Genomic DNA, 24,236 nt, shown 5'->3' on the forward strand with positions numbered 1-24,236 from the left:
TCCGCCCGTTGGGGCGCTGATGGAGCCGTTGCGCGGCGCCGACCCGGCCAGGATCGCGGGCTATCGGCTGCTGCGCCGGCTGGGCGCGGGCGGCATGGGTGTGGTGTATCTGGCCCGCTCTCCCGGAGGCGCGCTCGCCGCGGTGAAGGTGATCCGCGCGGCGCACGCCGACGACGCGGGATTCCGGGCCCGGTTCCGCCGTGAGGTGGAGACGGCGGGCCGGGTCGCCAACCCCTGGGTGGTGCCGCTGCTCGACGCGGACCCGGACGCCGAATCGCCGTGGCTGGCCACCGCGTTCGTGCCGGGACCCTCGCTCGCGGAGGCGGTCGAGGAGTGCGGCCGGCTGCCGTACGAGAGTGTCCGCGTCTTGGGCGCGCGGCTGGCCGAGGCGCTGGAGGCGGTGCACGGGGCGGGACTGGTGCACCGGGACGTCAAGCCCGGCAATGTGCTGCTCGCGGTCGACGGTCCCCGGATGATCGACTTCGGTATCGCGCGGATGCCGGAGGACACCGCGCTCACCGCCAGTGGGATGGTGGTCGGCTCCCCCGGCTTCCTCTCCCCCGAACAGGCCCAGGGGAGGGGCCGGGAGATCGGTCCGGCGAGTGACGTCTTCTCGCTCGGCTGTCTGCTGGCCTACGCGGTGACGGGCGCGCGCCCGTTCGGATGGGGCTCCGCGGCCGAGTCGCTGGTGCGCACGGTCCATGACGAGCCGGTCCTGGACGGCGTCCCGGAGGCGTTGCTGCCGCTGCTGCGGGGGTGCCTGGCGAAGGAGCCCGGCGCCCGGCCGGCAGTGGCCGACGTACGGCAGGCCTTGGACGGTGCGGGCGAGGGCGGGGGCTGGTTGCCGGAGCCCCTGACCCGGCTGATCGCGCGCCGTTCGGCCGCGGTGCTCGCGCTGCCGGCCGTCGAGGCGACCGAGATCACCGCTGCAACGGTGGCCGACGCAGCGCCCGGTGACACGACAGCCGTCGGCCCGGCAGGCGCCACGCGCCGCCGCTTGCTGATACTGGGCTCGGCCGCCGGAGTCCTGGCGGCCGGCGGTACGGCGGCCTGGTGGACGGCGAACCGCCCCGGCAGCACCACGCCCCCGGCGGGCCGAACCCGGCGCCCCCGCCTGGTGGTTGCCCTGCACGCCGACCTGAGCGGCAGCGGTCGCACGACGGGCCGCGCCCAGGAGAACGGCGTCCGGCTCGCCGTCGACCACCTCAACTCCCGTACCGGCCGCGGCTTCGACCTGGCGCTCCAGGTGCACGACGACGCGGGCGGCACGGCCCGGGCACGGCAGATCGCCCGGCGGCTGGCGGCCGACGACCGGGTCCGCGCCGTGATCGGGCCGACCACCGACGCCTGCGCGAAGGCCGTCCTCGGCCTCTACCAGCAGGCGCGGCTCCCGATGGTCACCGTGTCGGTCGGACTCGACGAGGTGAGCCCCACCAAGTACCGCGTGTACGCGGCCACCCGCCCCGATGACGCCACCCTGGCGGCGCCGGTCGCCACCTACCTCGTCCGCACCGCCGAGGCCCGAAAGACGGTGCTGATCGACGACGCCGCCGAGGGCGACTTCAGCTGGCGGCTGTGCGCCGGCATCGACGACGCCGTACGGAGTGCGCAGCGCACCACGATCCGGCGCACCCTGGCCGCCGATGACGGCTCGGCTGAAGACTTCCGTGCCCTCGCGAAGTCGGTCACGGACGCGGGGGCGGACGCGGTGGTCTTCGGCGGCGGGTACGCCCGGGCCGCGCGGCTGGCCCGGGCGCTGCGCTCCGCCGGCTACTCGGGTGCGCGGCTGGCCGGCCGGCGCGCGCTCGACCCCCGTTTCCTCAGCTCGGCGGGGGATGCCGCCGAGGGGTGGGTGTTCGCTGCCGATTTCCTCGATCCGACGCGGGTGGCGGCCGCGAAGTCGTTCGCCGCCGCCTACCGAGCGCGCTTCGATACCGCGCCGCCCTGGTATGCCGCCGAGGCCTACGACGCGACGCTCTTCGTCGCCCGCGCCATGACGGCCCTGGGCGCCTCGGGGGCCCAACGGGGCGCGATCGTGGGCCAGTTGCGCGAGACCGACTACCGGGGGATCACCAAGCGGCTGCGCTACGACTCGTCCACCTACCGCTACGCGGACGCGATGTATCTGTTCCGGGCGAGCGGGGGCGCGTTCCGCTGTCTCGGCGACTACCGGGATGCCACGGCCTGAGACTGAGTCACCTCAGGTCGGCCGGTCGAGGGCGGCACGCGTCATGAGGCCCGCCAGTGCCGAGCGGGACGACACGGAGGTCTTGCGGTAGATGGCCGACAGGTGGGTCTCGACCGTACGGCGGCTGAGGTAGAGCTTGGTCGCGATGGCCTGGTTGCTCAGTCCTTCGGCGACGAGTTCGGCGATCTCCCTTTCGCGGGTGGTCAGTTGGTCGAGTTCCGTGGGTGTCCGCGAGGGTTCCTCGGGCTGGGGGCGCACGAGCGCGGCGAGGTCGGACAGCAGGCGTGCGCCGCCGGTGTCGGCGATACGGCGGGCCCGTTCCCACATCGCGGCGGCCCGCTGCCCCTCGCCCGCGGCCTGCGCCTGGATACTGGCCAGCAGCAGGGAGTACGCCTCCCAGACCGCGGCGCCGGAGGGTGCGTAGGCCTGCGCGGCGCGCTCGAAGAGGTCCGTGGCCGCGCGGGCGTCTCCGCGGTGCTGGGCGAGCGCGGCCTCGGCGCGCAGTGCCGCCCCGCGCTGGCCGTGCAGTCCCATCCGGTCGGCTTCCTCGGCGGCTCGTGCGGCCCAGCGCGCGGCCTGCTCGACGTCGCCGAGCGCGAGGGCGGTGCCGACGAGGGTGTCCAGCTGGCCGGGGCGTATGGAGGGCTGCAGGCCCAGGAGTTCGGGACCGCCGGCCTGCAGGATGGAGTCCTGTGCCCGGTACGGGTCGCCGCTGACAAGGGCCGTGTGGCCGAGCACGCATCGGGCCAGCGACGCCCACCAGTGGCCGCTGCGGCCGGCCGTGGCCACGGCCTCCTCGGCGGTGGTCAGGGCGCTGGTGTCACCGAGGGGGCGGCGCAGGAGAAGGATCAGCGCCTTGAAGGTCAGGGTGAAGGCCAGCAGATCGCTGCTGCCGATGGCTCGGGCGACGGATTCCGCCTCCTCGGCCGACTCCAGGGCGGACGGCAGCCGGCAGGTGTTGAGGTGCACGAAGGCCCTGCTGCTCAGCAGGTGGGGCAGGACGTGGACCTGACCGCTGCGGCGGGCGATGTCCAGACCCCGCTCGGCGTGGCGTTCCGCGTCGGCGTAGCGCTCCAGCAGGGCTTCCGCCCAGGCCAGCCAGACCAGCGACTCGCACAGTTCCGTGAGACCGGGGTCGGTCAGGCCGTCCACCAGCCCGGCGGCGGCATCGGCGAACCGGCGGGCCGCCAGGGTCTCGCCTTCGTACGCCTCGCCCAGCGACCCCAGCGCCAGGGCTCCCATCTCTCCCATGAGGTCGCCGTGGGAGCGGGCCACCGCGCGCGTCCGCTCGATGTCGTCGCGTACGTCGGGATAGGAGACGGTGTTCAGGGCGGCCATGCCCAGCGCGAGTCCCAGGGAGACCGCCTGCCGGGGCTCGGGGCCGGGACTGCGGACCAGTTCCCGCTGCAGGAGGGCGATCGCCTCCGGGGAGTGGCCGAGGTGACGTTCCATCATGGCGCACAGCGCTGTCGCGTCCCCGCGCAGCGAGGCGTCGGCCGGCCCGGAGCTGCTGATGAGTGTGTGCAGCAGATCGCGGCTCTCCCGCAGGCTGCCGCCCACACCGAGGGCTCTGGCCCGCGCCAGCGTCAACTCCCCGCGCTGTCTTGCGAATACGGGTGTGTCCGGCATGAGCCGCAGGACGACGTCCAGCAGATGGGCGGCGGTCGCGGGCGCCGTGTGGGCGAACTGGGCGGCCGCCTCGCTCAGCACGGCCGCCGCCACCGGATCCCAGCCGGCCAGAGATCTCTCGACGTGATGGGCCCGCTCGGCCGCGGAGGCCCCCGCCCGTGCCAGTTCCTGTGCCGCGCCGCGATGGATCTCGGCGCGGCGCGAGGCGGCGGTGTTCTCGTAGACCAGTGCCCGCAGCAGCGGGTGGCGCAGGGTCCAGCGGCCGTCGGACCCCCTGCGCAGCAGATCGCGCCGCGCCAACGCGCTGATGCAGGCGTCGAGTTCCTCGGCCGTAAGGGGGCCGGTCGTCCGGCTCAGCAGCGCGGGCGTGGCGTGGTCGCCGAGGACAGCCACTGCTTCGACGGTGCGGCGCTGAGCCTCACTCAGCGCGGCCAGTTCGTCCAGGAGCAGCGACCCCAGTCCGCTCGGCACACCGGACACGGTGTCGTCGTGGGCCCGGAGGGCGGTGCCGGGCGAGGACGCGCCGTGCCGGTAGGCGTGCAGCAGGCAGTGGAAGTAGAGCGGGTTGCCCTCGCTGGCTCGATGGATCTCCCTCGCGTCGCCGGGCGGCAGGTCGCAGGCCAGCGCCTCGATGGCGTCCTGCTCCGGCAGCGGCCGCAGCGCCATGGGCAGTACGGCCGCGCTGTCGACGCCGCGGGTCAGAGCGGCGGCGAGCGAGTGGGGTGTCTGCCGTGCCCGCCGGGCCACGACCAGCAGCACCCGGCCGCGCACCGGGTGCCGGATCAGGTGGTCCAGCAGCTCCAGGGACGCGGGATCGGCCCAGTGCAGGTCGTCCAGGGCCAGCACCAGCCCGCTCCGCTCACCGAGCCCGGTCAGTACGTGCGCCACGGCCCGATAGAGGCCGAATCGATCGCGGTTCGCGATGCCCGAGGCGGCGCCCTGCGCGCTGTCGGCGCCGCGCAGCACGGGTGCCGCCGCTTCGGGCACGGCATCCGAGTCGAGGAAGGCGTGGTCGACGTCGGCGAAGGCGTCCGTGAAGGTCTGGAAGGGAGTGTGCTGTTCGTACTCCGTGGCCCTGCCGCGCAACACGGTGAGCCCACGCTGCCGCGCCCGCGCGCAGAGCTCGCTCAGCAGTCGGCTCTTGCCCATGCCGGCGTCCGCGGCGATGTCGACGACCGCGGGAACGCCGTCCTGCCCGAGACGGTCGATCACCGAGTCGAGCCGGGCCGTTTCCTCGGATCTGCCCACCAGCAGCGTCGTCTCGTCCCATGCGGGCACCGCGTGTCTCCATTCCCCACCGAGTTCGCATGATCATTACAGAGCGGTCCCGCCGGGTGTGTCCGCGGCGGAGAGGATCCGGGCCCACCGGAGCTTCCCCTGCAGTGCCACGAGCGCGGCCACGGTTCCGGCACCGATGGGAATGAGCGGCCAGAACACGAGGGGGTGCCCCAGAGCCGCGGTCGCGAGCAGTACGAGGATCGCCGCCGTCCCCGCGACCAGCCCGCATCCCAAGGGCCCGATCCGGTGCTCCTGCGCCAGCCGCACCCGGCCGCGGAGCCCGGCCAGGTACCCGGCGGCGTTCACGGCGAGGGCGATGACGTACCCCATGATCAACGGATACGTCGCATACAGCGTGCCGTCCCACCAACTGGGGTGCCAGCCCAGCCACACGTCACGTCCGTCGATCTCCACGACCCGCCCGCGCCACAGGCTCGCCTCGACCCGCTGTCCCTCCCGGAGGCGGTACGCGGACTGGTCCGGGACGTCGGTCAGGGTCTTCGTCCGATCGCCGACGCGCAGTTCGATGGTGTACGTGGTGGTGATGACGATGTCGCCGTTGCCGCCGTCCTGGCCTCCGCCGTCCCGCCCTCTCGTCGTGTGGGACGTCAGCTTGGTGACGGTGGCCTCGGCCGTGCGCAGCGTCCCGTGCGACCGTGCGTACGCGACGGCCGTCTCCTCGTAGGTGCGTACGGCGAGCATCACGATCAGAACCGCCATGACGAGGCGGAACACCCAGCGCACCACGTGGGCTTTCGCTGTCCTGCCCTGCCTCGTGCCCGGTCTCGTCCGCGCTGTCGCGTCCTCCGTCTGCTCCTGCGTCATCGACCCCCCTCGCCCTGCCTTCGGGGGACGGGCGAAAGCCGTCCCACCGGATCACACGCCGCGCACGTGACCATGGTTGCGGCCGACCACCCGGCCGTGACCGGGTCACGGATGGTAAATGTCCCAGTCCGTCGCCCCCGTGCGGGCGGGGCTCGGGGTCGGCCGATCCGCGTCGCACTGCGCGGAATCCCCCGTCGGGAGCAGCCGGTGCACGCCGATCCGTTCCGTCGCGAACCGCACGTCGGTGTCGTCGGCGGCGCCCAAGTTCCGTGTCATCCGCGGTAGTTGACGGTTGGTCAAAGGCACGCCCACGTACGCCGCCACAAGGACCCGGGTGCAGGTGCCGTACTGTCCGCCGGGAAGGCCAGCGGGGAAGCCGACGGTTCGCGTCCTGCTGCCGTCCGTGGACAACCGGTAGCGCATGACGGACGACATCTCCGTCCCCGATGTCGTGGCCGTGAGGGTCCAGAACTCGACCTGTACGGCGAGGGGTTGGCACAGCACCCGGACATCGCCCGTGCGGGGTGGGCGGACGACGACCGACGCGTCCTTGTACGACGGTTGGGTCCCGTCGGCGGTGATGGTCACCGCGGTCCGCAGCCACGCCGCCTGTTGCCGTCCCGTCCAGTGGCCGTCGTCGCGGCAGCCTCCGGTCTGCGTGCCCGCGGACGCCTGCGAGCAGCCGGCCGCGAGCAGCGCGAGAGCCGCCGCGCAGGCCGTCATGACTGTGCCGCGCAGGCGGGTCTGGGTGCTGTGCATGGTCTCCCTCGATCGGAACGGGGCGGGCCGCGGACATCGCGTGGCGCGGGCGGCGAGCAGTCTGCTGGCGGCTCGCCCGGGACGGGGGCCTCGAGGGGCCGCTGTGTCCGTCCCGTGATCAAGGAGGGGATGCGGTGCCCGGCAGGGCGCGTGCCGTCCGTCTCGCACCAAAGGTCCCGCAGGGGCCGCCGAGAGACGGTTTGCCGATAAGGCGCCTCGATTTCGGCGATTCGTAGCCGAATTTCCCAAACAGTTGAGCGGTTGTCGTCCGCTCTTCACGATTTGCCTGTCAAGTGCCCGACGGCCAGGCCTCGGGCCCCAGCGCTGCAGAAGCGAGACCAGCATGGTGCGTGTCCGTGCGTTCCTGTCCCAGCTGCCCGCCTACGTCCCGGGCCGCAAACTGCCCGGAGCCGTCGTGCTGGCCAGCAACGAATCGCCGTACGGCCTGCTGCCTGGGGTGGCCGCGGCCCTCGCGGAGGCCGCCGGCGGCGTCTCGCGGTACCCCGATCTGCACGCTGCCTCGCTGGTCGAGGCCCTGGCGGCGCATCACGGGGTCGAGCCGGACCGGATCGCGGTGGGCGCCGGTTCCTCGGAGGTGTGCGGGCAGTTGCTGCACACCGTGGTCGGGCCCGGTGACGAAGTGGTCTTCGGCTGGCGGTCGTTCGAGGCGTACCCGATCCTGACCGCCGTGGCGGGCGGTACGGCGGTGAAGGTGCCGCTGCGCGACCACGCCCTCGACCTCGACGCGATGGCCGCGGCGGTCACCGCCCGGACCCGGCTGGTCTTCGTGTGCAACCCGAACAACCCGACGTCCACGGCGGTCGGCGCGCGGGCCCTGACCGACTTCGCGGACCGGGTGCCGCGGGACGTGCTGATCGTCGTCGACGAGGCCTACCGGGAGTACGCCAATCCCGACCGGGTCCCCGACGGCCTCGCCCTGCTCGGCGACCGGCCGAACGTGGCGGTGCTGCGGACCTTCTCCAAGGCGTACGGACTGGCGGGGCTGCGGGTCGGCTACTGCGTCGCGCCGCCCGGGATCGCCGCACATGTGCGCCGGACGCAGGTGCCGTTCAGCGTCAGCGCCCTGGCCCAGCGGGCGGCCGTGATCGCCCTCGGCGAGGGTGCGGAGGTCGCCCGGCGGGCCGCCCTCACCATCGGCGAACGCGACCGTGTCACCAAGCAGTTGCAGGCGCTGGGCCACGAAGTACCCGAATCCCAGTCCAACTTCGTCTGGCTGCCGCTCGGTGCGGACAGCGCCGCCTTCGCGGGGCACTGCGCCGACGGGAAGGTCGTGGTCCGCCCGTTCCCCGGCGAGGGCGTCCGGGTGACGATCGGGCTGCCGGAGGAGAACGACGCCCTCCTCGCGCTCGCCGCGAGTCGGAGAGGCTGACGGCCATGCGCCCCGGTCCCTACGAACGGCACCGCGAGCTGCTGCACAGCGTTGTTCGCGCGATCGCCGCCGGTGCGTGCCATCGCCCCTTCACCGAGGCGACCGGCCAGGACGCGGCCGACGCGGGCATGCGGTCGACCCGCACCGCGGGCAAGGTGTTCCGCTCGCTGCTGGGGCGGCCCTTCGAGCTGGGGCAACCCGGCGAACTCGGCCGCGTGCACACGGAGTTGTCCCCGTACGGCCTCGCTCTGGCCATCGACTACCCGCGCTGCGATCCCGCGGAGCTGGTCGCGGCGGCCGGGCGGGCGGCGGCGGGCTGGCGGGCCGCCGGGCCCTACCAGCGGGCCGGGCTCGCCGTGGAGATCCTGCGCCGGCTCAACACGCGCAGCCACGAACTGGCCCTCGCGGTGCACCACACCACCGGCCAGCCCCTCCAGGCGGCCTTCCGCGCGGCCGGGCCGCCCGCCCAGGACCGCGCCCTGGAGGCGGTGGCCCAGGCCTTCACCGAGTCGGAACGGGTCCCGGCCGACCTGCACTGGCAGAGCGCCGAACGGGGTGGGCAGCCGCGTGCCCTGCGGGGCACCTGCACGCTGGTGCCCCGCGGGGTGTCGCTGCTCGTGGGCTGCCCCGACTTCCCGCTGTGGAACGGGTATCCGGGCCTGTTCGCCAGCCTGGTGACCGGCAACCCGGTGGTGGTGGCCCCGCACCCGCGCTCGGTGCTGCCGCTGGCGATCACGGTGCGGGTCGCCCGGCAGGTGCTGGCGGAGGCCGGTCACTCCCCCGACCTCGTGACGCTTGCGGTGGCGGAACCGGAGCGGCAGGTGCACCGGCGGCTGGCCACGGACCCGGCGGTGCGCATCGTCGACTACACCGGCTCCGCCCGTTTCGCCGACTGGCTGGAGCAACACGCCCGCCAGGCCGCCGTGTTCACCAACCGGACCGGACTGAACACCGTGGTCGTGGACTCCACCGACAACTACCGGGGCCTGGTGCGCGGCCTCGCCCTCTCCTCGTGCCGGTGCAACGGCACGGTGCGCACCACCCCGCAGAACATCCTGGTGCCGGAGCGCGGCTTCCTCACCGACGAGGGGCACAAGACCCTGCGGGACCTCGGGGCCGACCTCGGCGACGCCGTGGACCGGCTGCTGGCCCATCCCGCCCGCGCGGCACGGGTGTTGGGCGCGATCACCGCCGACGAGGTGCGCAGCGCCCTTACGGAGGCCGCCCGGTACGGGCCGGTCCTGCACTCCTCCGGGCCCGTGGCCCACCCCGACCACCCGTACGCCGACCTGCGCAGCCCGCTGCTGGTGCGGCTGCGCGCCGCGGACGAGCGGGTCTACACGCGCGAGTGGCCCGGGCCGGTGTCCTTCCTGGTGGGCACCGACTCGACCTCGCACAGCCTCGCTCTCCTACGCCGTACGGTGGCGCGGCACGGCGCGCTGTACGCCGCGGTGCACTCCACCGACCCGCTGGTCCTTGCGGCGGCCGAGACGGCGGCGCTGGACGCCGGGGTACATCTCGTGGAGAACCTCGACGACCTGCCCGCCGACCCGTCCTCGGCGCTGGCAGAACTGCCGGGCGCGGGCGCCCACTTCATCACCGGACGGTTCAGCGTGGTCCGCGCCCGACGGCACGCACCACCGCCGGCGTCCGCACCGCCACCGGCCCGGCTCGAGGCCACCGGCGCGCTGATCGACGTATGACCGCGCCGGTCCTCAGTCCGTCCAGGTGGCCCCGCGCCCCCGCACCTCGTCGAAGACGAGCCAGGTGCGGGTGGAGCGCACCCCTGGGATGCCCTGGATCTTCTCCAGCACCACCTGGCGCAGGGCGAGGTTGTCCGGGGCGCGCACGAGGACCAGGACGTCGAAGTCGCCGGTGACGAGGGCGACATGCTCCACGTACGGGATCTCGCGCAGCTCGCGCGAGATGTCCCGCCAGGCGTTCTGCTCGATGCCCATCGTGACGTAGGCGCTGGTGCCCAGGCCCGCCCGCTGGGCGTTGAGCTGCGCGGTGAAGCCGGTGATGACGTCCTCGGCCACGAGCCGGCCGATGCGCGTGTAGGCGTTGGCCCGGGAGATGTGCACCTGCTCGGCGAGTGCCCGGACCGAGATCCGGCCGTCCTGCAGGAGCCGGCTCAGGATCTGGCGGTCGATGTCGTCGAGCGGGACGGCAGTTCGTCCGGCCACCGCCCCCGGCGGCGAGAATTCCTCGGACACTTTGTCCTCCCGGACCTCAGGATTCGGCAGTTCATCGCCGATTCGGTCGAGCTATTGAACACATATTCCGCGATGGCCACCATTCTCCTGTCAAGTGTCCAGAGAAAGCGAGTGCCCTCCATGTCCGTGAAGAGCCTCCGCCAGACGGTCCAGGGCCTCCTGCCGTCGCTGACGCCGGTGCGGTTCGTGGCCGAGGACGGCACCCCGGTCGCCAAGCCGCCGATCGAGTACCCCGAGCCCCCGGTCGAGGCCCTGCGCGAGGCCTGGCGGCGGATGGTCCTGGGCCGCCGGTTCGACACCCAGGCGACCGCCCTCACCAAGCAGGGCCGCCTCGCGGTGTATCCGTCCAGCCGGGGCCAGGAGGCCTGCCAGGTCGGCGCCGTGCTCGCGCTGCGCCCGGACGACTGGCTGTTCCCGACCTACCGCGACTCCGTCGCCCTGGTGACCCGGGACATCGATCCGGTCGAGGTGCTGACGCTGCTGCGCGGCGACTGGCACTGCGGCTACGACCCCGCCGCCACCCGTACCGCCCCGCAGTGCACCCCGCTGGCCACCCAGGTGCTGCACGCGACCGGCATGGCCGAGTCGCTGCGCCGCAAGGGCGAGGACGGCGTGGCGATGGCCCTCGTCGGCGACGGCGCGACCAGCGAGGGCGACTTCCACGAGGCGCTGAACTTCGCGGCCGTCTTCCGCGCGCCGGTGGTCTTCTTCGTGCAGAACAACCAGTACGCGATCTCCGTGCCGCTGGCCCGGCAGACCGCGGCGCCCGCGCTGGCGTACAAGGGCATCGGCTACGGCGTGCGCTCCGAGCAGGTCGACGGCAATGACCTGGTCGCGGTGCTGGCGGTGCTGACCGCGGCCGTCGAGCACGCCCGCGCCGGACACGGTCCCGTCCTGGTCGAGGCGCACACCTACCGCATGGACGCACACACCAACGCCGACGACGCCACCCGCTACCGGGAGGACGACGAGGTCGAGCAGTGGCGGGCGGCCGATCCGGTCGACCGGCTGGAGGCGTATCTGCGCTCGCGCGGCGCGCTGACGGACGAGGACGTGGCGGCGCTGCGGGAGGAGGCCGAGGAGCTGGCGGCGCGGGTGCGCGCGGGCCTGAACGCGGACTCCGTGCCGGACCCGCTGGAGCTGTTCGACCACGTCTACGCCGAGCCGACCCCGCAACTGCGCGAGCAGCGTGCCCAGTTGGCGGCCGAGCTCGCCGAAACCACCCAGGCCCAGGAGGACTGACGACCATGGCCAAGGTCACGATGGCGCAGGCGCTGAACACCGCCCTGCGCGATGTGCTGCGCGAGGACGAACGAGTCCTCGTCTTCGGCGAGGACGTCGGCCCGCTCGGCGGCGTCTTCCGCATCACCGACGGGCTGACCCGCGACTTCGGCGAGCAGCGCTGCTTCGACACCCCGCTCGCGGAGGCCGGCATCGTCGGTCTTGCGGTCGGCATGGCGATGGGCGGGTTCCGGCCCGTGGTGGAGATGCAGTTCGACGCCTTCGCCTACCCGGCGTTCGAGCAGATCGCCTCGCACGTCGCCAAGACCCGCAACCGCACCCGCGGCCGGATCGGTCTGCCGATGGTGATCCGTATCCCCTACGCCGGCGGGATCGGCGGAGTGGAGCACCACTGCGACTCCAGCGAGGCCTACTACGCGCACACGCCCGGCCTGAAGGTCGTCACCCCGGCCACGGCCGAGGACGCGTACTGGCTGCTGCGGGACGCGGTGGCCGACCCCGACCCGGTGGTCTTCCTGGAGCCGAAGAAGCTGTACTGGTCGCGCGAGGACACCGACCTCCGGACGCGCGGGGCGCTGCCGTTCGGGAAGGCGGCGATCCGCCGGGCCGGGCGGGACGCCACCCTCGTCGCCTACGGCCCCTCGGTCCCGGTGGCCCTGGCCGCGGCCGAGGCCGCCGCCGAGGACGGGATCGAGCTGGAGGTCGTGGACCTTCGGACGCTGGTGCCCTTCGACGACGAGACGGTCACGGAGTCGGTGCGCAGGACCGGGCGCTGTGTGGTCGTGCAGGAGGCGCAGGGCTTCGCCGGGGTCGGCGCGGAGATCGCCGCCCGGGTGCAGGAGCGCTGCTTCCACTCGCTCGCCGCGCCCGTGCTGCGGGTGGCCGGCTTCGACATCCCGTACCCGCCGCCGAAGCTGGAACACGCGCACCTGCCCGGCGTGGACCGGGTCCTGGACGCCGTCGACCGCCTGCAGTTCGCCGACGAGCCCGACACCCGGCATCTGCTGAAGGGAGCGGTCGCGTGACCACGGCAACGACGGACGAGCAGCTCTTCCGGCTCCCCGACCTCGGCGAGGGGCTGACCGACGCGGAGATCGTCGAGTGGAAGGTCGCCGTCGGCGACACCGTGACGATCGACCAGATCGTGGTCGAGGTGGAGACCGCCAAGGCCGCGGTCGAGGTGCCGGTGCCGTACGCGGGCACGGTGCTGCGGCTGCACGCCGAGGCAGGCACGGCGCTCGGGGTGGGAGAACCACTCATCACGGTGGGGGCGGCGGCTCCGGCGCCCGAAGCCGCCGCCGAGCGCTACCGCGAGGAGGAGCAGGCCGGGTCCGGCAACGTCTTGATCGGTTACGGCACCGGGCACGAACCGGCACCGCGCCGTCGCCGCCGACGTGCCGGGTCCACGGCGGCCGGCGCGCCGTCGGCCGCCGCGGCACCGTCGGCCGAGCCGCACGCTCCGCGGGTCATCTCACCGCTCGTGCGCAGGATGGCCCGGGACCACGGGATCGACCTCACCGCGCTCGCGCCGTCCGGTCCCGCCGGGGTCGTCCTGCGGCGGGACGTGGAGCGGGCTGTCGCCCAGAGCACGCCGATCACGACCGAACCTACGCCGGCCGCGCGGCCGGAGCCCGCCTCCGACGGCCCCGTCCGCATCCCCCTCCGAGGCGTCCGCAAGGCCGTCGCCGACAAGCTCTCCCGCAGCCGGACCGAGATCCCCGACGCCACGACCTGGGTCGACGTGGACGCGACCGGACTGCTCCAGGCCAAGAAGGCGCTGGAGGCCGCCGAACCCGGCCGCCGCGTCGGCCTGTTGGCGCTGCTGGCCCGCATCTGTGTCGCCGGTCTGCGCCGCTACCCCGAGCTGAACTCGGCCGTCGACACCGAACGCCGGGAGATCCTGCGCTACGACGAGGTGCACCTGGGCTTCGCCGCGCAGACCGACCGCGGACTGGTCGTCCCCGTCGTGCGCGACGCCCACCGGCTGACCACGGTCCAACTGGCCGCGGAACTCGCCCGGTTGACCGAGCTGGCCCGGACCGGGAACCTGCCGCCCGACCGGCTGACCGGAGGCACCTTCACCCTCAACAACTACGGCGTGTTCGGCGTCGACGGCTCCACGCCCATCATCAACCATCCGGAGGCGGCCCTCCTCGGCGTCGGCCGTATCGTCGACAAACCCTGGGTGGTGGACGGTGAGTTGACCGTCCGCAAGGTCACGCAGCTGTCGTTCAGCTTCGACCACCGAGTCTGCGACGGCGGCACCGCCGGCGGCTTCCTGCGCTTCGTGGCCGACTGCGTGGAACGCCCGGCGATCCTGCTCGCCGACGTCTGACCGACCCGACCTTCCTTTCCCCGCACTTGGGCGCACTGCACCCACCAACCGACCGAACGTTCGGCCTGGAGTTTTCATGTCCACCTTCTACGCCCGCCACGCCGACCTGCTCGAACAGGCCGTGGCCCGCACCACCGACCGCCGCTACTGGACGCCCTATCCGGAGACCCCCAGCGCCTCCGTGTACGGAGCGGGATCGCCCGAGGCGGGCGAGGCGGCCTTCCGTGCCCTCCTCGACCGTCCCTTCCCGCTCGACGGACACCCCACCACCGGCACCGTCCCCGCCACAGAGGTGTCGCCGTACGGCTTCCCGCTCGGCGTCAGCTACCCGCATCTGGCGCCCGAGGCCGCCGTGGCGACCGCCAAGTCCGCTGCCCCGGCGTGGCGTTCGGCGAGCCCCGATGTGCGGGCCGGTGTGGCGGCCGAGATCCTGGCCCGCCTCAACGCGGCGAGCTTCGAGATCGCGCACGCCGTCCAGCACACCACCGGCCAGCCCTTCGTGATGGCCTTCCAGGCGGGCGGCCCGCACGCCCAGGACCGCGGCCTGGAGGCGGTGGCGTACGCCTGGGAGGCACAGCGGCGCCACCCGGCCACCGCGCGCTGGAGCAAGCCCCGGCGCCGGGGCGGACCGCTGGTCATGGACAAGACGTACACGCCGGTCGGCCGGGGCGTGGCCGTGCTCGTCGCCTGCAACACCTTCCCCACCTGGAACGGCTACCCGGGGTTCTTCGCGAGCCTGGTCACCGGCAACCCGGTGATCGTCAAGCCGCACCGGCGGGCCGTGCTGCCGCTGGCGATCACCGTGCGGATCGCCCGCGAGGTGCTGGCGGAGGCCGGTTTCGACCCGGACGTGGTGCTGCTGGCCGCCTCGCGCCCGGAGGAGCGCACCGCACCCGCCCTGGCCACCCACCGCGACGTACGGATCGTGGACTTCACCGGGTCGAGCGAGTTCGGCGACTGGCTGGAGGACAACGCCCGCCAGGCCGTCGTCCACACAGAGAAGGCGGGTCTCAACACCGTTGTCGTGGACTCCACGGACGACTACGCCGGGCTGCTGCGCAACCTCGCGTTCTCGCTGTCGCTCTACAGCGGGCAGATGTGCACCACCCCGCAGAACATCCTGGTACCCCGGGACGGGTTCGACACCGACCAAGGGCCGCGTACGGCCGACGAGTTCGCCGCCGATCTGGGCTCCGCGCTGGACGAGCTGCTGGGCGATCCGGCCCGGGCCGCCGCCACCCTCGGCGCGATCGTGAACGACGGAGTCCTCGCGCGGCTGGAGGAGGCGGCGGCCCTGGACCGTACCGCCCATCCCTCGCGGGCCGTTGCGCACCCCGACCACCCGGACGCCGTCGTCCGCACCCCGCTCGTGGCCCGGCTCGACGCCGAGACCGACGAAAAGACCTACACAAGCGAGTGGTTCGGGCCGGTCTCCTTCGTCATCGCCACCGACGACACCGCGCACTCCCTGCGCGTGCTGCACGACACCGTACGGCGCCACGGCGCGCTCACCGCGTGCGTGTACGCGACCGGCGAGGACGTGCTGGCGGCGGCCCGCAAGACGGCCCTGGAGGCGGGCGTGCACCTCTCGGAGAACCTGACCGGCGACGTGTTCCCCAACCAGTCCGCCGCCTTCAGCGACTTCCACGGCAGCTCGGCCAACCCGGCCGCCAACGCGACGCTGACCGACCCGGCGTTCGTCACCGGCCGGTTCGCCGTCCTCCAGTCCCGCCGCCACGCCCCGGCCGAGCAGCACGAGGAGCACACCGATGTCCGATGAGGTCTATCTGATCGACGGGGCCCGTACCCCGCAGGGCCGTTACGGCGGTGCCCTGGCGTCCGTGCGCCCCGACGACCTGGCCGCGCTCGTCGTCGGCGAGGCGGTGCGGCGTGCCGGGATCCCGGCCGACGGCGTGGACGAGGTGATCCTCGGCGCCGCGAACCAGGCCGGCGAGGACAACCGTGACGTCGCCCGGATGGCCGTACTGCTGGCCGGACTTCCGCACACCGTGCCCGGCTACACCGTCAACCGGCTGTGCGCGTCCGGGCTCACGGCGGTCGCGTCCGCCGCCCAGTCGATACGGGCGGGTGAGGCCGAACTGGTCGTGGCCGGCGGAGTCGAGTCGATGACCCGGGCACCGTGGGTGATGGCCAAGCCGGGCACCCCCTGGGCGCGGCCGGGCGAGGTCCACGACAGCTCCCTCGGCTGGCGCTTCACCAACCCGCGCTTCCCCGCGACGACCACCCTGTCGATGGGCGAGACCGCGGAGGAGGTCGCCGCCCTGGACGGCATCGGCCGCCTGGACGCGGACGCCTTCGCGCTGCGCAGCCACCGGCGTGCCGTGGCCGCGCAGCGGGCGGGCCGTTTCACCGCGGAGATCGTCCCGGTGCCGGTGGCCGACGGTGAGGTGACCGAGGACGAAGGGCCGCGCCCGACCACCACGTTGGAGAGGCTCAGCGGCCTGCGCACCGTCTTCCGCCGGAACGGCATCGTCACCGCGGGCAACTCCTCACCGCTGTCCGACGGGGCGGCCGCGCTGGTGGTGGCGAGCGGGACAGCCGTGGAACGGTACGGGCTCACGCCCCGGGCCCGTGTCGTCACCGCCGCCTCGGCCGGGGTCGAGCCGCACCTGATGGGACTCGGCCCGGTGCCGGCCACCGCCAAGGCCCTGGACCGGGCGGGCTGGACGGCCGCCGACCTCGACGCCATCGAACTCAACGAGGCCTTCGCCGCCCAGGCCCTGGCGGTCATACGCCGGTTGAAGCTCGACCCGGACCGCGTCAATGCCGACGGCGGCGCCATCGCCCTGGGCCACCCTCTGGGCTGCTCCGGCACCCGCATCCTGCTCACACTGCTGGGCCGACTGGAACGCGAGGGCGGCCGACGGGGGTTGGCGACCCTGTGCGTCGGGGTCGGGCAGGGCGTGGCCATGCTCGTGGAGCGGGTATGAGCGCGGCTGCGAGACCGGCGTACGACAACTCCCGTGCGGAAAGCCCGTCGTACGAGACGCTGTCGGTCGAGGAGCGCACGGACCGCATGGTCGTCACCCTCAGTCGGCCCGCCGCCCGCAACGCCATCAACGGGCGCATGATCGCCGAACTCCACCGCGTGTGCGAGGAGTTGGAGCACTCCCCGAAGCTTCTCCTGCTGACCGGGCACGGCGGGGTCTTCGCCGGCGGCGCCGACATCGGCGAACTGCGGCGACGCGGGCGGGACGAGGCGCTCGAGGGGATCAACAGCCGCCTGTTCGAGCGGGTGCGCAGGCTGCCGCTGCCGACCGTGGCCGCGGTGCCGGGCTGGGCGCTGGGCGGTGGCGCCGAGTTGGCGTACGCCTGCGACCTCAGGATCGCCGGGCCCGACGCGGTCTTCGGCAACCCCGAGCCGGGTCTGGGCATCCTCGCCGCCGCCGGTGCGTGCTGGCGGTTGCGGGAGCTGGTGGGCGAGTCGGTGGCCAAGCAGGTCCTGCTCGCCGGGCGCACCCTCGACGCCCGTGCCGCGCTCGCCTGCGGGCTGGTCCTGGACGTCGTACCGATGGACCGGCTGATGGCCGAGGCGCACGCGCTGCTCGACCGGATGTCCCGTTCCTCGGCGCTCGCCCTGCGGCTCACCAAGCTCGTCACCGACGCCTCGGGGGCTCATCCGGTGGCCGACGACCTCGCCCAGGCGGTGCTCTTCGAGAGCCCGGACAAGGAGGAGCGCATGACGCGCTTCCTGGAGAAGAAGGGAGGCCGGGGATGAGCACGGCAGCAACACCCGCTGAGGTGGGGGTGATCGGCGGCGGCCGTATGGGGGCCGGGATCGCCCAGTCGTTCGCGGCCGCAGGGTCGCGGGTGGTCGTGGTGGAGCGCGACGGCTCGACCGCGGCCGCGGCAATGGAGCGGATCACCAAGGGACTTCGGCAGGCGGCGGAGCGCGGGACCCTCGCCGGGCCGCCGGACCTCGGCGTACCGGACCGTGTCACCGTCGTCTCCTCGATCGCCCAACTGCCCCACGACACGGACCTGGTCGTCGAGGCCGTCTTCGAAGACGCGGCGCTCAAGGCGGAGTTGCTGGCCGCCGCCGAGGCTGTCGTGCACGACGGGTGCGTGCTGGCCAGCAACACCAGCTCCCTGTCCGTCACCGAACTCGCGGCGGCGCTGATGCGTCCGGGGCGGTTCCTGGGGATGCACTTCTTCAATCCCGTGCCCGTGTCCGCCCTCGTCGAGCTGGTCCTGGCCCCCGACACGACGGAAGCGACACGGGCCGCGGCGGTCCGCTGGACGCACGCCCTCGGCAAGCAGGACGTCGTGGTCAGGGACTCGCCCGGATTCGCCAGCAGCCGCCTCGGCCTCGCCCTCGGTCTGGAGGCGATCCGCATGGTCGAGGAAGGCGTCGCCGCCCCGGACGCCATCGACACGGCCATGCACCTCGGCTACCGGCACCCGATGGGCCCGCTGCGCCTGACCGACGTGGTGGGACTCGACGTACGGCTCGCCATCGCGGAGCACCTGCACGCGACGCTCGGCGACCGGTTCGCGCCGCCGCGGCTGCTGCGGGAGAAGGTCGCCCGCGGTGAGCTGGGCCGCAAGAGCGGTCAGGGGTTCTATCGATGGCAGTGACCGAGATTCCGAGATTGCACGGCGTGTCGTACGAGGTCACCGACGCCGTGGCCGTGATCGAACTGCGCGGCCGGGCGACCGGCAACGCGCTCGACGCCCATCTGCGCAGCGCCCTCCTCATGGCCGCCCGGCGGCTGACCACGGACGCCCGGCGCGAGGTGCGGGCGGCGCTGATCACCGCCCGCGGCCGGCACTTCTGCGTCGGCCAGGACCTCAAGGAACACGCCCACCTGCTGAAGACCTCGCCCGCCACCGCCTTCGCCAACATCCCCGAGCACTACAACCCGCTGGTGAAGGAGCTGCACGCACTGGCGATCCCGCTCGTCGTCGCGGTCGAGGGCTCCTGCGTCGGCGCCGGACTGGGCCTCGCGCTCTGCGCCGACGTACGCGTGGCTGCGGAGGGCGCCCGTTTCGCCACCGCGTTCGGCGGTGTCGGCCTCGCCTCGGACTCGGGCGTGGCCCGCGCCCTGGCCCGGCAGCTGGGCCCCTCCCGCACCGCCGGACTCATGCTGCTCGGCGACACGTTCTCCGCGCGGGACGCCGAGCGGTGGGGGTTGGTGCACCGCGTCGTGGCGGACGGCTCGGCCGCCGCCGAGGGCGTGGCTTTGGCCCGCACGCTGGCCGCCGGACCCACCGCCGCGCAGCGGGAGACCAAGGCGCTGTTGCGGTCGGCGGCCACCACGGCCCTGCCGGCGGCGCTGGAGCGCGAGTCCGTCGTCCAGCGGCGGCTCGGCACCACCGACGACCACCGCGAGGCCGTCACCGCCTTCCTCGAACGGCGCGGGCCGGTCTTCCACGGCCGCTGACCACCCACCCCCAAAGGAGCACCCATGACAGAGCCACCCGCCTCCATGAACATGTCCGCCTTCGAGGACACCATCGCCCGCGACCAGCGGATCGAACCCCGCGACTGGATGCCCGACGCCTACCGGTCCACACTCGTCCGGCAGATCGCCCAGCACGCCCACTCCGAGGTCATCGGCATGCAGCCGGAGGGCGAGTGGATCACCCGGGCGCCCTCGCTGCGCCGCAAGGCGATCCTGTTCGCCAAGGTGCAGGACGAGGCCGGGCACGGGCTGTATCTCTACTCGGCGGCCGAGACGCTCGGCGCCGACCGCACGGAGCTGACGGAGCGGCTGATCGACGGCCGCCAGAAGTACTCCTCGATCTTCAACTACCCCACCCGTACCTTCGCCGACGTCGGAGTGATCGGCTGGTTCGTCGACGGGGCGGCCATCTGCAACCAGGTCCCGCTGTGCCGCACCTCCTACGGCCCGTACGGACGCGCCATGGTCCGCGTCTGCAAGGAGGAGTCCTTCCACCAACGGCAGGGCTACGAACTGCTGTTGACCATGATGCGCGGTACCGACGAGCAGCGCGCCATGGTGCAGGACGCCGTCGACCGCTGGTGGTGGCCGTCCCTGATGATGTTCGGCCCGCCCGACGACGACTCCCCCAACTCGGCGCGGTCCATGGCCTGGAGGATCAAGCGGCACACCAACGACGCCCTGCGGCAGCGCTTCGTCGACATGACCGTCCCGCAGGCCGAGAAGCTGGGCGTCACCCTGCCCGACCCGGACCTGCGCTGGAACGAGGAACGCGGCCACCACGACTTCGGCGCCCCCGACTGGGACGAGCTGAAGCGGGTCGTCTCGGGCGACGGTCCGTGCAACGCCGAGCGGATCGCCCGCCGCCGGGCCGCACACGAAGAGGGCGCCTGGGTGCGCGCGGCGGCCATCGTCCACGCGGCCAAGCGGAAGGGGAGCGCAGCATGAGTGAGACCACCAAGGCCGACTGGCCGCTGTACGAGGTGTTCGTCCGCGGCAAGCGCGGGCTCAACCACGTCCATGTCGGCTCCCTGCGCGCCGCCGACGACGACATGGCCCTGCTCCACGCCCGCGACCTCTACACCCGGCGCAACGAGGGCGTGAGCATCTGGGCCGTGCGCTCGGACACCATCGCCGCCTCCGCGCCCGACGAGAAGGACCCCTTCTTCGCGCCCAGCGGCGACAAGGTCTACCGGCACCCCACCTTCTACGACATCCCCGACGACGTACCCCACATCTAGCGACACCGAGGAGCAGCGCATGAACGACGAGGACCTGTACGTCGACGGCGACAGCGCGCGCTGGGCGTTCGGCACCGGCTTCACCGACCCGCTGCACGGCGTCGACCAGGCGGTGCCCGACGGGGTCGACGCGGACGACCTGGCCGCCTGCTGTGTGGCGCTCGGCGACGACGCCCTGGTGTCCGCCCAGCGGCTGGCCGAATGGTGCACCCGCGCCCCGGAGTTGGAGGAGGAGCTGGCGCTGGCCAACATCGGCCTCGACCTCCTGGGCCAGGCGCGCCTGCTGTACGCGCGCGCCGGTCGCGCCGACGGCACGGGCCGCGGCGAGGACGCCTACGCCTACTTCCGCGACCCGGAGGACTTCCGCAACGTACGCCTCGCCGAACTGCCGGGCGGCGACTTCGCGTTCACCGTCGCCCGTCTCCTGGTCTTCTCCATCTGGCGGCTGGCCGTGTGCGAGGCGCTCACCGCCGCCCCCGACCCGGTACTGGCCGCGATCTCCGCGAAGAGCGTCAAGGAGCTTGCCTACCACCGCCGTTGGGCCGCCGAGTGGACGGTACGGCTCGGTGACGGCACCGACGAGTCTGCCGGCCGGGTGCGGGCCGCACTGGACGCCCTCGCCCCCTGGCTGGACGAGCTGCTGACGGACCGTACGGCCGCGCGCCTCGGCGCGGATCCGGTTGCCGTCGCCGCGCGGACCCGCCTGGAGCTGTTCCACGTGCTGGCCGATGCCGGGCTGAACCGGCCCGACGACGTCTCCCCGCTGGACACGCCGGCGTCCCCGGTCCCGGGTTCCGGCCGGAACGGAGACCACACCCCGCACCTGGCACCGCTCCTCGCCGAACTGCAGAGCGTCGCCCGCGCCCACCCGGGGGCGTCATGGTGACGGCCTCGCCGGAGCGGGCGTTGCAGATCGCCGCCGAGGTCCCCGACCCCGAACTGCCGATGCTGACCCTCGCCGACCTCGGGGTGCTGCACGGCGTCGAGGTGACACCGGACGGAACCGTCGTCGCACGGCTCACCCCGACCTACGCGGGCTGCCCTGCCGTGGCCGAGATGCGCGCGGAGGTGGCGGCCCGGCTGCGGGCGGCCGGCTTCGCCGATGTACGGGTCATCACGGTGCTCGATCCACCGTGGACGACGGACCGGATCACGGACGAGGGCCGCCGCAAGCTGGCGGAGCACGGCATCGCACCGCCCGGCCCACGAGGCGTGCAGGGTTCGGGGCCGGCCCGGATCTGGCTGAGCCTGACGACCGCGCCGGCCGATGTCCCTTGCCCTCGTTGCGCCTCGGCCGACACCGAGGAGATCTCGCACTTCGCCGCCACCGCCTGCACCGCACTTCGCCGCTGCCGTGCCTGTCTGGAGCCGTTCCCGCACGTCAAGGACCTGCCATGACCCTGACTTCCGTCCAGTCCCGCCGCCGCCCGGCCTTCCACGCCCTGCGGGTGTCCGCCGTGGAACCGCTGTGCGCGGACGCTGCCGCCCTCACCCTGGAGGTCCCCGACCGTCTCGCCGCCGAGTTCGCGTTCCGGCCGGGTCAGTGCCTCACCGTGCGCCGCGAGATCGACGGTCGTGACGAGCGGCGCTCGTACTCGATCTGCTCACCGGCCGGTACGGCACCGCGCATCGGCGTCCGCGTGGTCCCGGGCGGGTTGTTCTCCTCCTGGCTCGTGCACGGCGTCAAGCCTGGGGACACCCTCCAAGTCATGGCCCCGGCGGGTGCGTTCACCCCGGACCTGACCGCCGCCGACGGCCTCGGCCACCATGTCCTCCTCGCCGCCGGGTCCGGCATCACGCCGATGCTGTCCATCGCCGCGTCCGTGCTCGCCGCGGACATGGACGCGCGCGTCACGCTCCTGTACGGCAACCGGCGCACCGGCACGGTGATGTTCGCGGACGAGCTCGCAGACCTGAAGGACCGCTACCCGGCCCGCTTCCACCTCGCGCACGTGCTGTCCCGCGAGCCGCGCGAGGCGGAGTTGCTCTCCGGCCGTCTGGACACGGGGCGGCTGACCGCGCTGCTGGACGCCCTCGTCGACGTAAGGGAGGTGTCCCACTGGTGGCTGTGCGGCCCGCACGGCATGGTGCGCGACGCCCGAACCCTCCTCACCGGGCTCGGCGTCCCGACGGACCGCGTCCACCAGGAACTGTTCCACGCGGACGAGGAACCGGCCCCCACACGCTCCGCCGACCACGACGACGTCACCGACCGTGGCCCGACGAGCGAGGTCACCGTGGTCCTCGACAGCAGGGCGACCACATTCACCGCGCCACGCCACCGGAGCATCCTCGACGCCGCCCAACAGGCCCGCCCCGACCTGCCGTTCGCCTGCAAGGGCGGCGTCTGCGGAACCTGCCGCGCCCTCGTCACCGACGGCGACGCCGACATGCGCCGCAACTACGCCCTGGAACCGGCGGAGGTCTCCGCGGGCTACGTCCTCACATGTCAGACGTACGCCGCCTCCGACACCCTCACGGTCGACTTCGACAGTTGAGGCACTTGAGGCACTTGAGGCACCTGTGCCGTGGCTCGGCGACGCGCCCAGTGCCACCCCGCTGCTCGTCCGGGAGATCCGCGCCGGTTTCAATGTTCCCGGCGTGATCCGCCTGCCCGCCGAGAACGTCGTACGCCACACCCTTGGCGCGCACCTGGTGCGGGTCGATCCCGACCACCCCGAAGGCCCCACCGACCTCGAAACCCGCGCCCCGTCCGTACCGTGCAAGGCGAACCGGCTCCTGAACCCACTCACCGGAAGCGACGTAAGCCATGACCGAATCGACTGAACCGACACTGGTCGTCACCGGGGCCACCGGACGCCTTGGCGGACGCGTCGCCCGCCGCCTCGCCGAGCGGGGCCTGGCGCAGCGGCTGCTGGTGCGCAGCCCCGAGCGGGCGCCCCGGCTGCCCGGTGCCGCACCGGTGCGCGGCAGCTACGAGGACCGCGACGCCGCCGTGCGCGCACTGGGCGGCGCGAAGACCCTGTTGATGGTGTCCGCCGCCGAGAACGTCGACCGGCTCTCCCAGCACAGGGCCTTCGTCGACGCCGCCGTGGAGGCGGGCGTCGAGCACCTGGTGTACGTGTCCTTCTTCGGCGCCGCCCCCGATGCCGTCTTCACCCTGGCCCGCGACCACTTCCACACCGAGGAGCACATCCGCAGGAGCGGCCTGGCGTACACCTTCCTCCGCGACAACATCTACGCCGACTTCGTCCCCGCCCTCGTCGGCGAGGACGGAGTCATCCGTGGTCCGGCCGGGCAGGGACGGGCCGCCTTCGTCGCCCAGGACGACATCGCCGATGCCGCCGCCGCGGTACTGACCCGGCCGGCCGACCACGCGGGCGACACCTACGACCTGACCGGTCCCGAGTCCCTGACGCTGGACGAGGCCGCGGCCGTCCTCTCCCAGGTGGAGGGCCGCACGGTCACCTACCGTCCCGAGACGGTCGAGGAGGCGTACGCCTCCCGTGCCACCTACGGCGCCCCGCAATGGCAGCTGGACGCCTGGGTGTCCACCTACACGGCCATCGCCGCCGGCCAGCTCGACGGCGTCAGCGACGCCGTACCACGCCTCACCGGCCGCCCCGCCACATCACTCACCGACGTCGTCCGCGCCACCCTGCGCTGATCCCGTACGGCGGCCGGCGTGCGGGACTGGTGGCCCACGCCGCTCCCCCACCGCCACCCCAGCGCTCGGCGACTTGATT

General features: G+C 73.3%; 22 protein-coding genes. 18 read left to right on the forward strand and 4 right to left on the reverse strand.

Annotated elements, in window-relative coordinates; genetic code table 11:
- Positions 1 to 19 precede the first annotated feature (19 nt).
- Positions 20 to 2,188 carry a bifunctional serine/threonine-protein kinase/ABC transporter substrate-binding protein gene (locus ACFY1L_RS42420; RefSeq protein WP_388837477.1) on the forward strand — a complete coding sequence of 723 codons (2,169 nt, stop codon included), beginning with the start codon at positions 20 to 22 and terminating at the stop codon, positions 2,186 to 2,188.
- Between the two features lie 12 nt (positions 2,189 to 2,200).
- Here the strand turns inward: ACFY1L_RS42420 and ACFY1L_RS42425 are convergent, their stop codons facing one another.
- The 3 genes from ACFY1L_RS42425 to ACFY1L_RS42435 form a co-directional block, all read right to left on the reverse strand.
- The gene (locus tag ACFY1L_RS42425; protein WP_388837479.1) at positions 2,201 to 5,095 is read right to left on the reverse strand and encodes an AAA family ATPase; all 2,895 of its coding nucleotides are present in this window, start codon (positions 5,093 to 5,095) and stop codon (positions 2,201 to 2,203) included.
- Between the two features lie 36 nt (positions 5,096 to 5,131).
- Positions 5,132 to 5,920 (reverse strand): hypothetical protein, encoded by a 789-nt coding sequence (locus ACFY1L_RS42430; RefSeq protein WP_388837481.1) that lies wholly within the window; start codon positions 5,918 to 5,920, stop codon positions 5,132 to 5,134.
- A 105-nt stretch (positions 5,921 to 6,025) separates the two neighbouring features.
- Complete coding sequence (locus ACFY1L_RS42435; RefSeq protein WP_388837484.1) at positions 6,026 to 6,679, reverse strand: hypothetical protein; 654 nt, start codon at positions 6,677 to 6,679, stop codon at positions 6,026 to 6,028.
- A gap of 343 nt (positions 6,680 to 7,022) precedes the next feature.
- Between ACFY1L_RS42435 and hisC the strand changes: the two genes are divergently transcribed.
- Both hisC and ACFY1L_RS42445 read left to right on the forward strand, forming a co-directional pair.
- A complete protein-coding gene (hisC, locus tag ACFY1L_RS42440; protein WP_388837487.1) occupies positions 7,023 to 8,069 on the forward strand; it encodes a histidinol-phosphate transaminase in 1,047 nt (348 codons plus the stop codon).
- Positions 8,070 to 8,074: 5 nt separating this feature from the next.
- Positions 8,075 to 9,772: an aldehyde dehydrogenase family protein gene (locus ACFY1L_RS42445; RefSeq protein WP_388837491.1), complete on the forward strand. Its 1,698-nt coding sequence runs from the start codon at positions 8,075 to 8,077 to the stop codon at positions 9,770 to 9,772.
- Positions 9,773 to 9,784: 12 nt separating this feature from the next.
- On the opposite strand, the gene ACFY1L_RS42450 is transcribed toward ACFY1L_RS42445, so the two are convergent.
- Positions 9,785 to 10,285 (reverse strand): Lrp/AsnC family transcriptional regulator, encoded by a 501-nt coding sequence (locus tag ACFY1L_RS42450; RefSeq protein WP_388837495.1) that lies wholly within the window; start codon positions 10,283 to 10,285, stop codon positions 9,785 to 9,787.
- 120 nt (positions 10,286 to 10,405) lie between these two features.
- On the opposite strand from ACFY1L_RS42450, the gene pdhA reads away from it, so the two are divergent.
- The 15 genes from pdhA (at position 10,406) to ACFY1L_RS42525 (ending at position 24,157) form a co-directional block, all read left to right on the forward strand.
- Positions 10,406 to 11,527, forward strand: coding sequence for a pyruvate dehydrogenase (acetyl-transferring) E1 component subunit alpha (gene pdhA, locus ACFY1L_RS42455; RefSeq protein ID WP_388837498.1), 1,122 nt, complete (start codon positions 10,406 to 10,408; stop codon positions 11,525 to 11,527).
- A gap of 5 nt (positions 11,528 to 11,532) precedes the next feature.
- A complete protein-coding gene (locus ACFY1L_RS42460; protein ID WP_388837501.1) occupies positions 11,533 to 12,552 on the forward strand; it encodes an alpha-ketoacid dehydrogenase subunit beta in 1,020 nt (339 codons plus the stop codon).
- Positions 12,549 to 13,862: a dihydrolipoamide acetyltransferase family protein gene (locus ACFY1L_RS42465; RefSeq protein WP_388837504.1), complete on the forward strand. Its 1,314-nt coding sequence runs from the start codon at positions 12,549 to 12,551 to the stop codon at positions 13,860 to 13,862. The genes ACFY1L_RS42460 and ACFY1L_RS42465 overlap by 4 nt, the downstream gene beginning before the upstream one ends.
- A gap of 76 nt (positions 13,863 to 13,938) precedes the next feature.
- Positions 13,939 to 15,642: a phenylacetic acid degradation protein PaaN gene (gene paaN / locus ACFY1L_RS42470; RefSeq protein WP_388837507.1), complete on the forward strand. Its 1,704-nt coding sequence runs from the start codon at positions 13,939 to 13,941 to the stop codon at positions 15,640 to 15,642.
- Entirely contained in the window at positions 15,632 to 16,813 is a 1,182-nt protein-coding gene (locus ACFY1L_RS42475) for a thiolase family protein (RefSeq protein WP_388837510.1), read from the forward strand. The genes paaN and ACFY1L_RS42475 overlap by 11 nt, the downstream gene beginning before the upstream one ends.
- Complete coding sequence (locus tag ACFY1L_RS42480; protein WP_388837513.1) at positions 16,810 to 17,601, forward strand: enoyl-CoA hydratase/isomerase family protein; 792 nt, start codon at positions 16,810 to 16,812, stop codon at positions 17,599 to 17,601. The genes ACFY1L_RS42475 and ACFY1L_RS42480 overlap by 4 nt, the downstream gene beginning before the upstream one ends.
- Positions 17,598 to 18,461 (forward strand): 3-hydroxyacyl-CoA dehydrogenase family protein, encoded by an 864-nt coding sequence (locus ACFY1L_RS42485; RefSeq protein WP_388837516.1) that lies wholly within the window; start codon positions 17,598 to 17,600, stop codon positions 18,459 to 18,461. Before ACFY1L_RS42480 ends, ACFY1L_RS42485 begins: the two co-directional genes overlap by 4 nt.
- 23 nt (positions 18,462 to 18,484) lie before the next feature.
- The gene (locus ACFY1L_RS42490; protein ID WP_388837518.1) at positions 18,485 to 19,267 is read left to right on the forward strand and encodes an enoyl-CoA hydratase/isomerase family protein; all 783 of its coding nucleotides are present in this window, start codon (positions 18,485 to 18,487) and stop codon (positions 19,265 to 19,267) included.
- Between the two features lie 24 nt (positions 19,268 to 19,291).
- Positions 19,292 to 20,236, forward strand: coding sequence for a 1,2-phenylacetyl-CoA epoxidase subunit PaaA (gene paaA, locus ACFY1L_RS42495; protein ID WP_388837521.1), 945 nt, complete (start codon positions 19,292 to 19,294; stop codon positions 20,234 to 20,236).
- A complete protein-coding gene (paaB, locus tag ACFY1L_RS42500; protein WP_388837524.1) occupies positions 20,233 to 20,529 on the forward strand; it encodes a 1,2-phenylacetyl-CoA epoxidase subunit PaaB in 297 nt (98 codons plus the stop codon). The genes paaA and paaB overlap by 4 nt, the downstream gene beginning before the upstream one ends.
- Before the next feature lie 19 nt (positions 20,530 to 20,548).
- A complete protein-coding gene (gene paaC, locus ACFY1L_RS42505) occupies positions 20,549 to 21,415 on the forward strand; it encodes a 1,2-phenylacetyl-CoA epoxidase subunit PaaC (RefSeq protein WP_388837527.1) in 867 nt (288 codons plus the stop codon).
- Positions 21,409 to 21,927, forward strand: coding sequence for a 1,2-phenylacetyl-CoA epoxidase subunit PaaD (paaD, locus tag ACFY1L_RS42510; protein ID WP_388837530.1), 519 nt, complete (start codon positions 21,409 to 21,411; stop codon positions 21,925 to 21,927). The genes paaC and paaD overlap by 7 nt, the downstream gene beginning before the upstream one ends.
- Entirely contained in the window at positions 21,924 to 23,027 is a 1,104-nt protein-coding gene (gene paaE / locus ACFY1L_RS42515; protein ID WP_388837533.1) for a 1,2-phenylacetyl-CoA epoxidase subunit PaaE, read from the forward strand. The genes paaD and paaE overlap by 4 nt, the downstream gene beginning before the upstream one ends.
- A 25-nt stretch (positions 23,028 to 23,052) precedes the next feature.
- Positions 23,053 to 23,316 (forward strand): hypothetical protein, encoded by a 264-nt coding sequence (locus tag ACFY1L_RS42520; RefSeq protein WP_388837536.1) that lies wholly within the window; start codon positions 23,053 to 23,055, stop codon positions 23,314 to 23,316.
- A complete protein-coding gene (locus ACFY1L_RS42525; RefSeq protein ID WP_388837539.1) occupies positions 23,300 to 24,157 on the forward strand; it encodes an SDR family oxidoreductase in 858 nt (285 codons plus the stop codon). The genes ACFY1L_RS42520 and ACFY1L_RS42525 overlap by 17 nt, the downstream gene beginning before the upstream one ends.
- The last annotated feature ends 79 nt before the right edge of the window (positions 24,158 to 24,236 follow it).

Origin of the sequence: Streptomyces sp. NPDC001663 (genome assembly GCF_042893105.1) — a bacterium.
In the GTDB taxonomy this organism is placed as follows: Bacteria; Actinomycetota; Actinomycetes; order Streptomycetales; family Streptomycetaceae; genus Streptomyces.

Coding starts and splice junctions, on each gene's coding strand:
- ACFY1L_RS42420 (WP_388837477.1), top strand. CDS start 20: ATGGAGCCGTTGCGCGGCGCCGACCCGGCCAGGATCGCGGGCTATCGG.
- ACFY1L_RS42430 (WP_388837481.1), bottom strand. CDS start 5,920: ATGACGCAGGAGCAGACGGAGGACGCGACAGCGCGGACGAGACCGGGC.
- ACFY1L_RS42435 (WP_388837484.1), bottom strand. CDS start 6,679: ATGCACAGCACCCAGACCCGCCTGCGCGGCACAGTCATGACGGCCTGC.
- hisC (WP_388837487.1), top strand. CDS start 7,023: ATGGTGCGTGTCCGTGCGTTCCTGTCCCAGCTGCCCGCCTACGTCCCG.
- ACFY1L_RS42445 (WP_388837491.1), top strand. CDS start 8,075: ATGCGCCCCGGTCCCTACGAACGGCACCGCGAGCTGCTGCACAGCGTT.
- pdhA (WP_388837498.1), top strand. CDS start 10,406: ATGTCCGTGAAGAGCCTCCGCCAGACGGTCCAGGGCCTCCTGCCGTCG.
- ACFY1L_RS42460 (WP_388837501.1), top strand. CDS start 11,533: ATGGCCAAGGTCACGATGGCGCAGGCGCTGAACACCGCCCTGCGCGAT.
- paaN (WP_388837507.1), top strand. CDS start 13,939: ATGTCCACCTTCTACGCCCGCCACGCCGACCTGCTCGAACAGGCCGTG.
- ACFY1L_RS42475 (WP_388837510.1), top strand. CDS start 15,632: ATGTCCGATGAGGTCTATCTGATCGACGGGGCCCGTACCCCGCAGGGC.
- ACFY1L_RS42480 (WP_388837513.1), top strand. CDS start 16,810: ATGAGCGCGGCTGCGAGACCGGCGTACGACAACTCCCGTGCGGAAAGC.
- ACFY1L_RS42485 (WP_388837516.1), top strand. CDS start 17,598: ATGAGCACGGCAGCAACACCCGCTGAGGTGGGGGTGATCGGCGGCGGC.
- paaA (WP_388837521.1), top strand. CDS start 19,292: ATGACAGAGCCACCCGCCTCCATGAACATGTCCGCCTTCGAGGACACC.
- paaB (WP_388837524.1), top strand. CDS start 20,233: ATGAGTGAGACCACCAAGGCCGACTGGCCGCTGTACGAGGTGTTCGTC.
- paaC (WP_388837527.1), top strand. CDS start 20,549: ATGAACGACGAGGACCTGTACGTCGACGGCGACAGCGCGCGCTGGGCG.
- paaD (WP_388837530.1), top strand. CDS start 21,409: ATGGTGACGGCCTCGCCGGAGCGGGCGTTGCAGATCGCCGCCGAGGTC.
- paaE (WP_388837533.1), top strand. CDS start 21,924: ATGACCCTGACTTCCGTCCAGTCCCGCCGCCGCCCGGCCTTCCACGCC.
- ACFY1L_RS42525 (WP_388837539.1), top strand. CDS start 23,300: ATGACCGAATCGACTGAACCGACACTGGTCGTCACCGGGGCCACCGGA.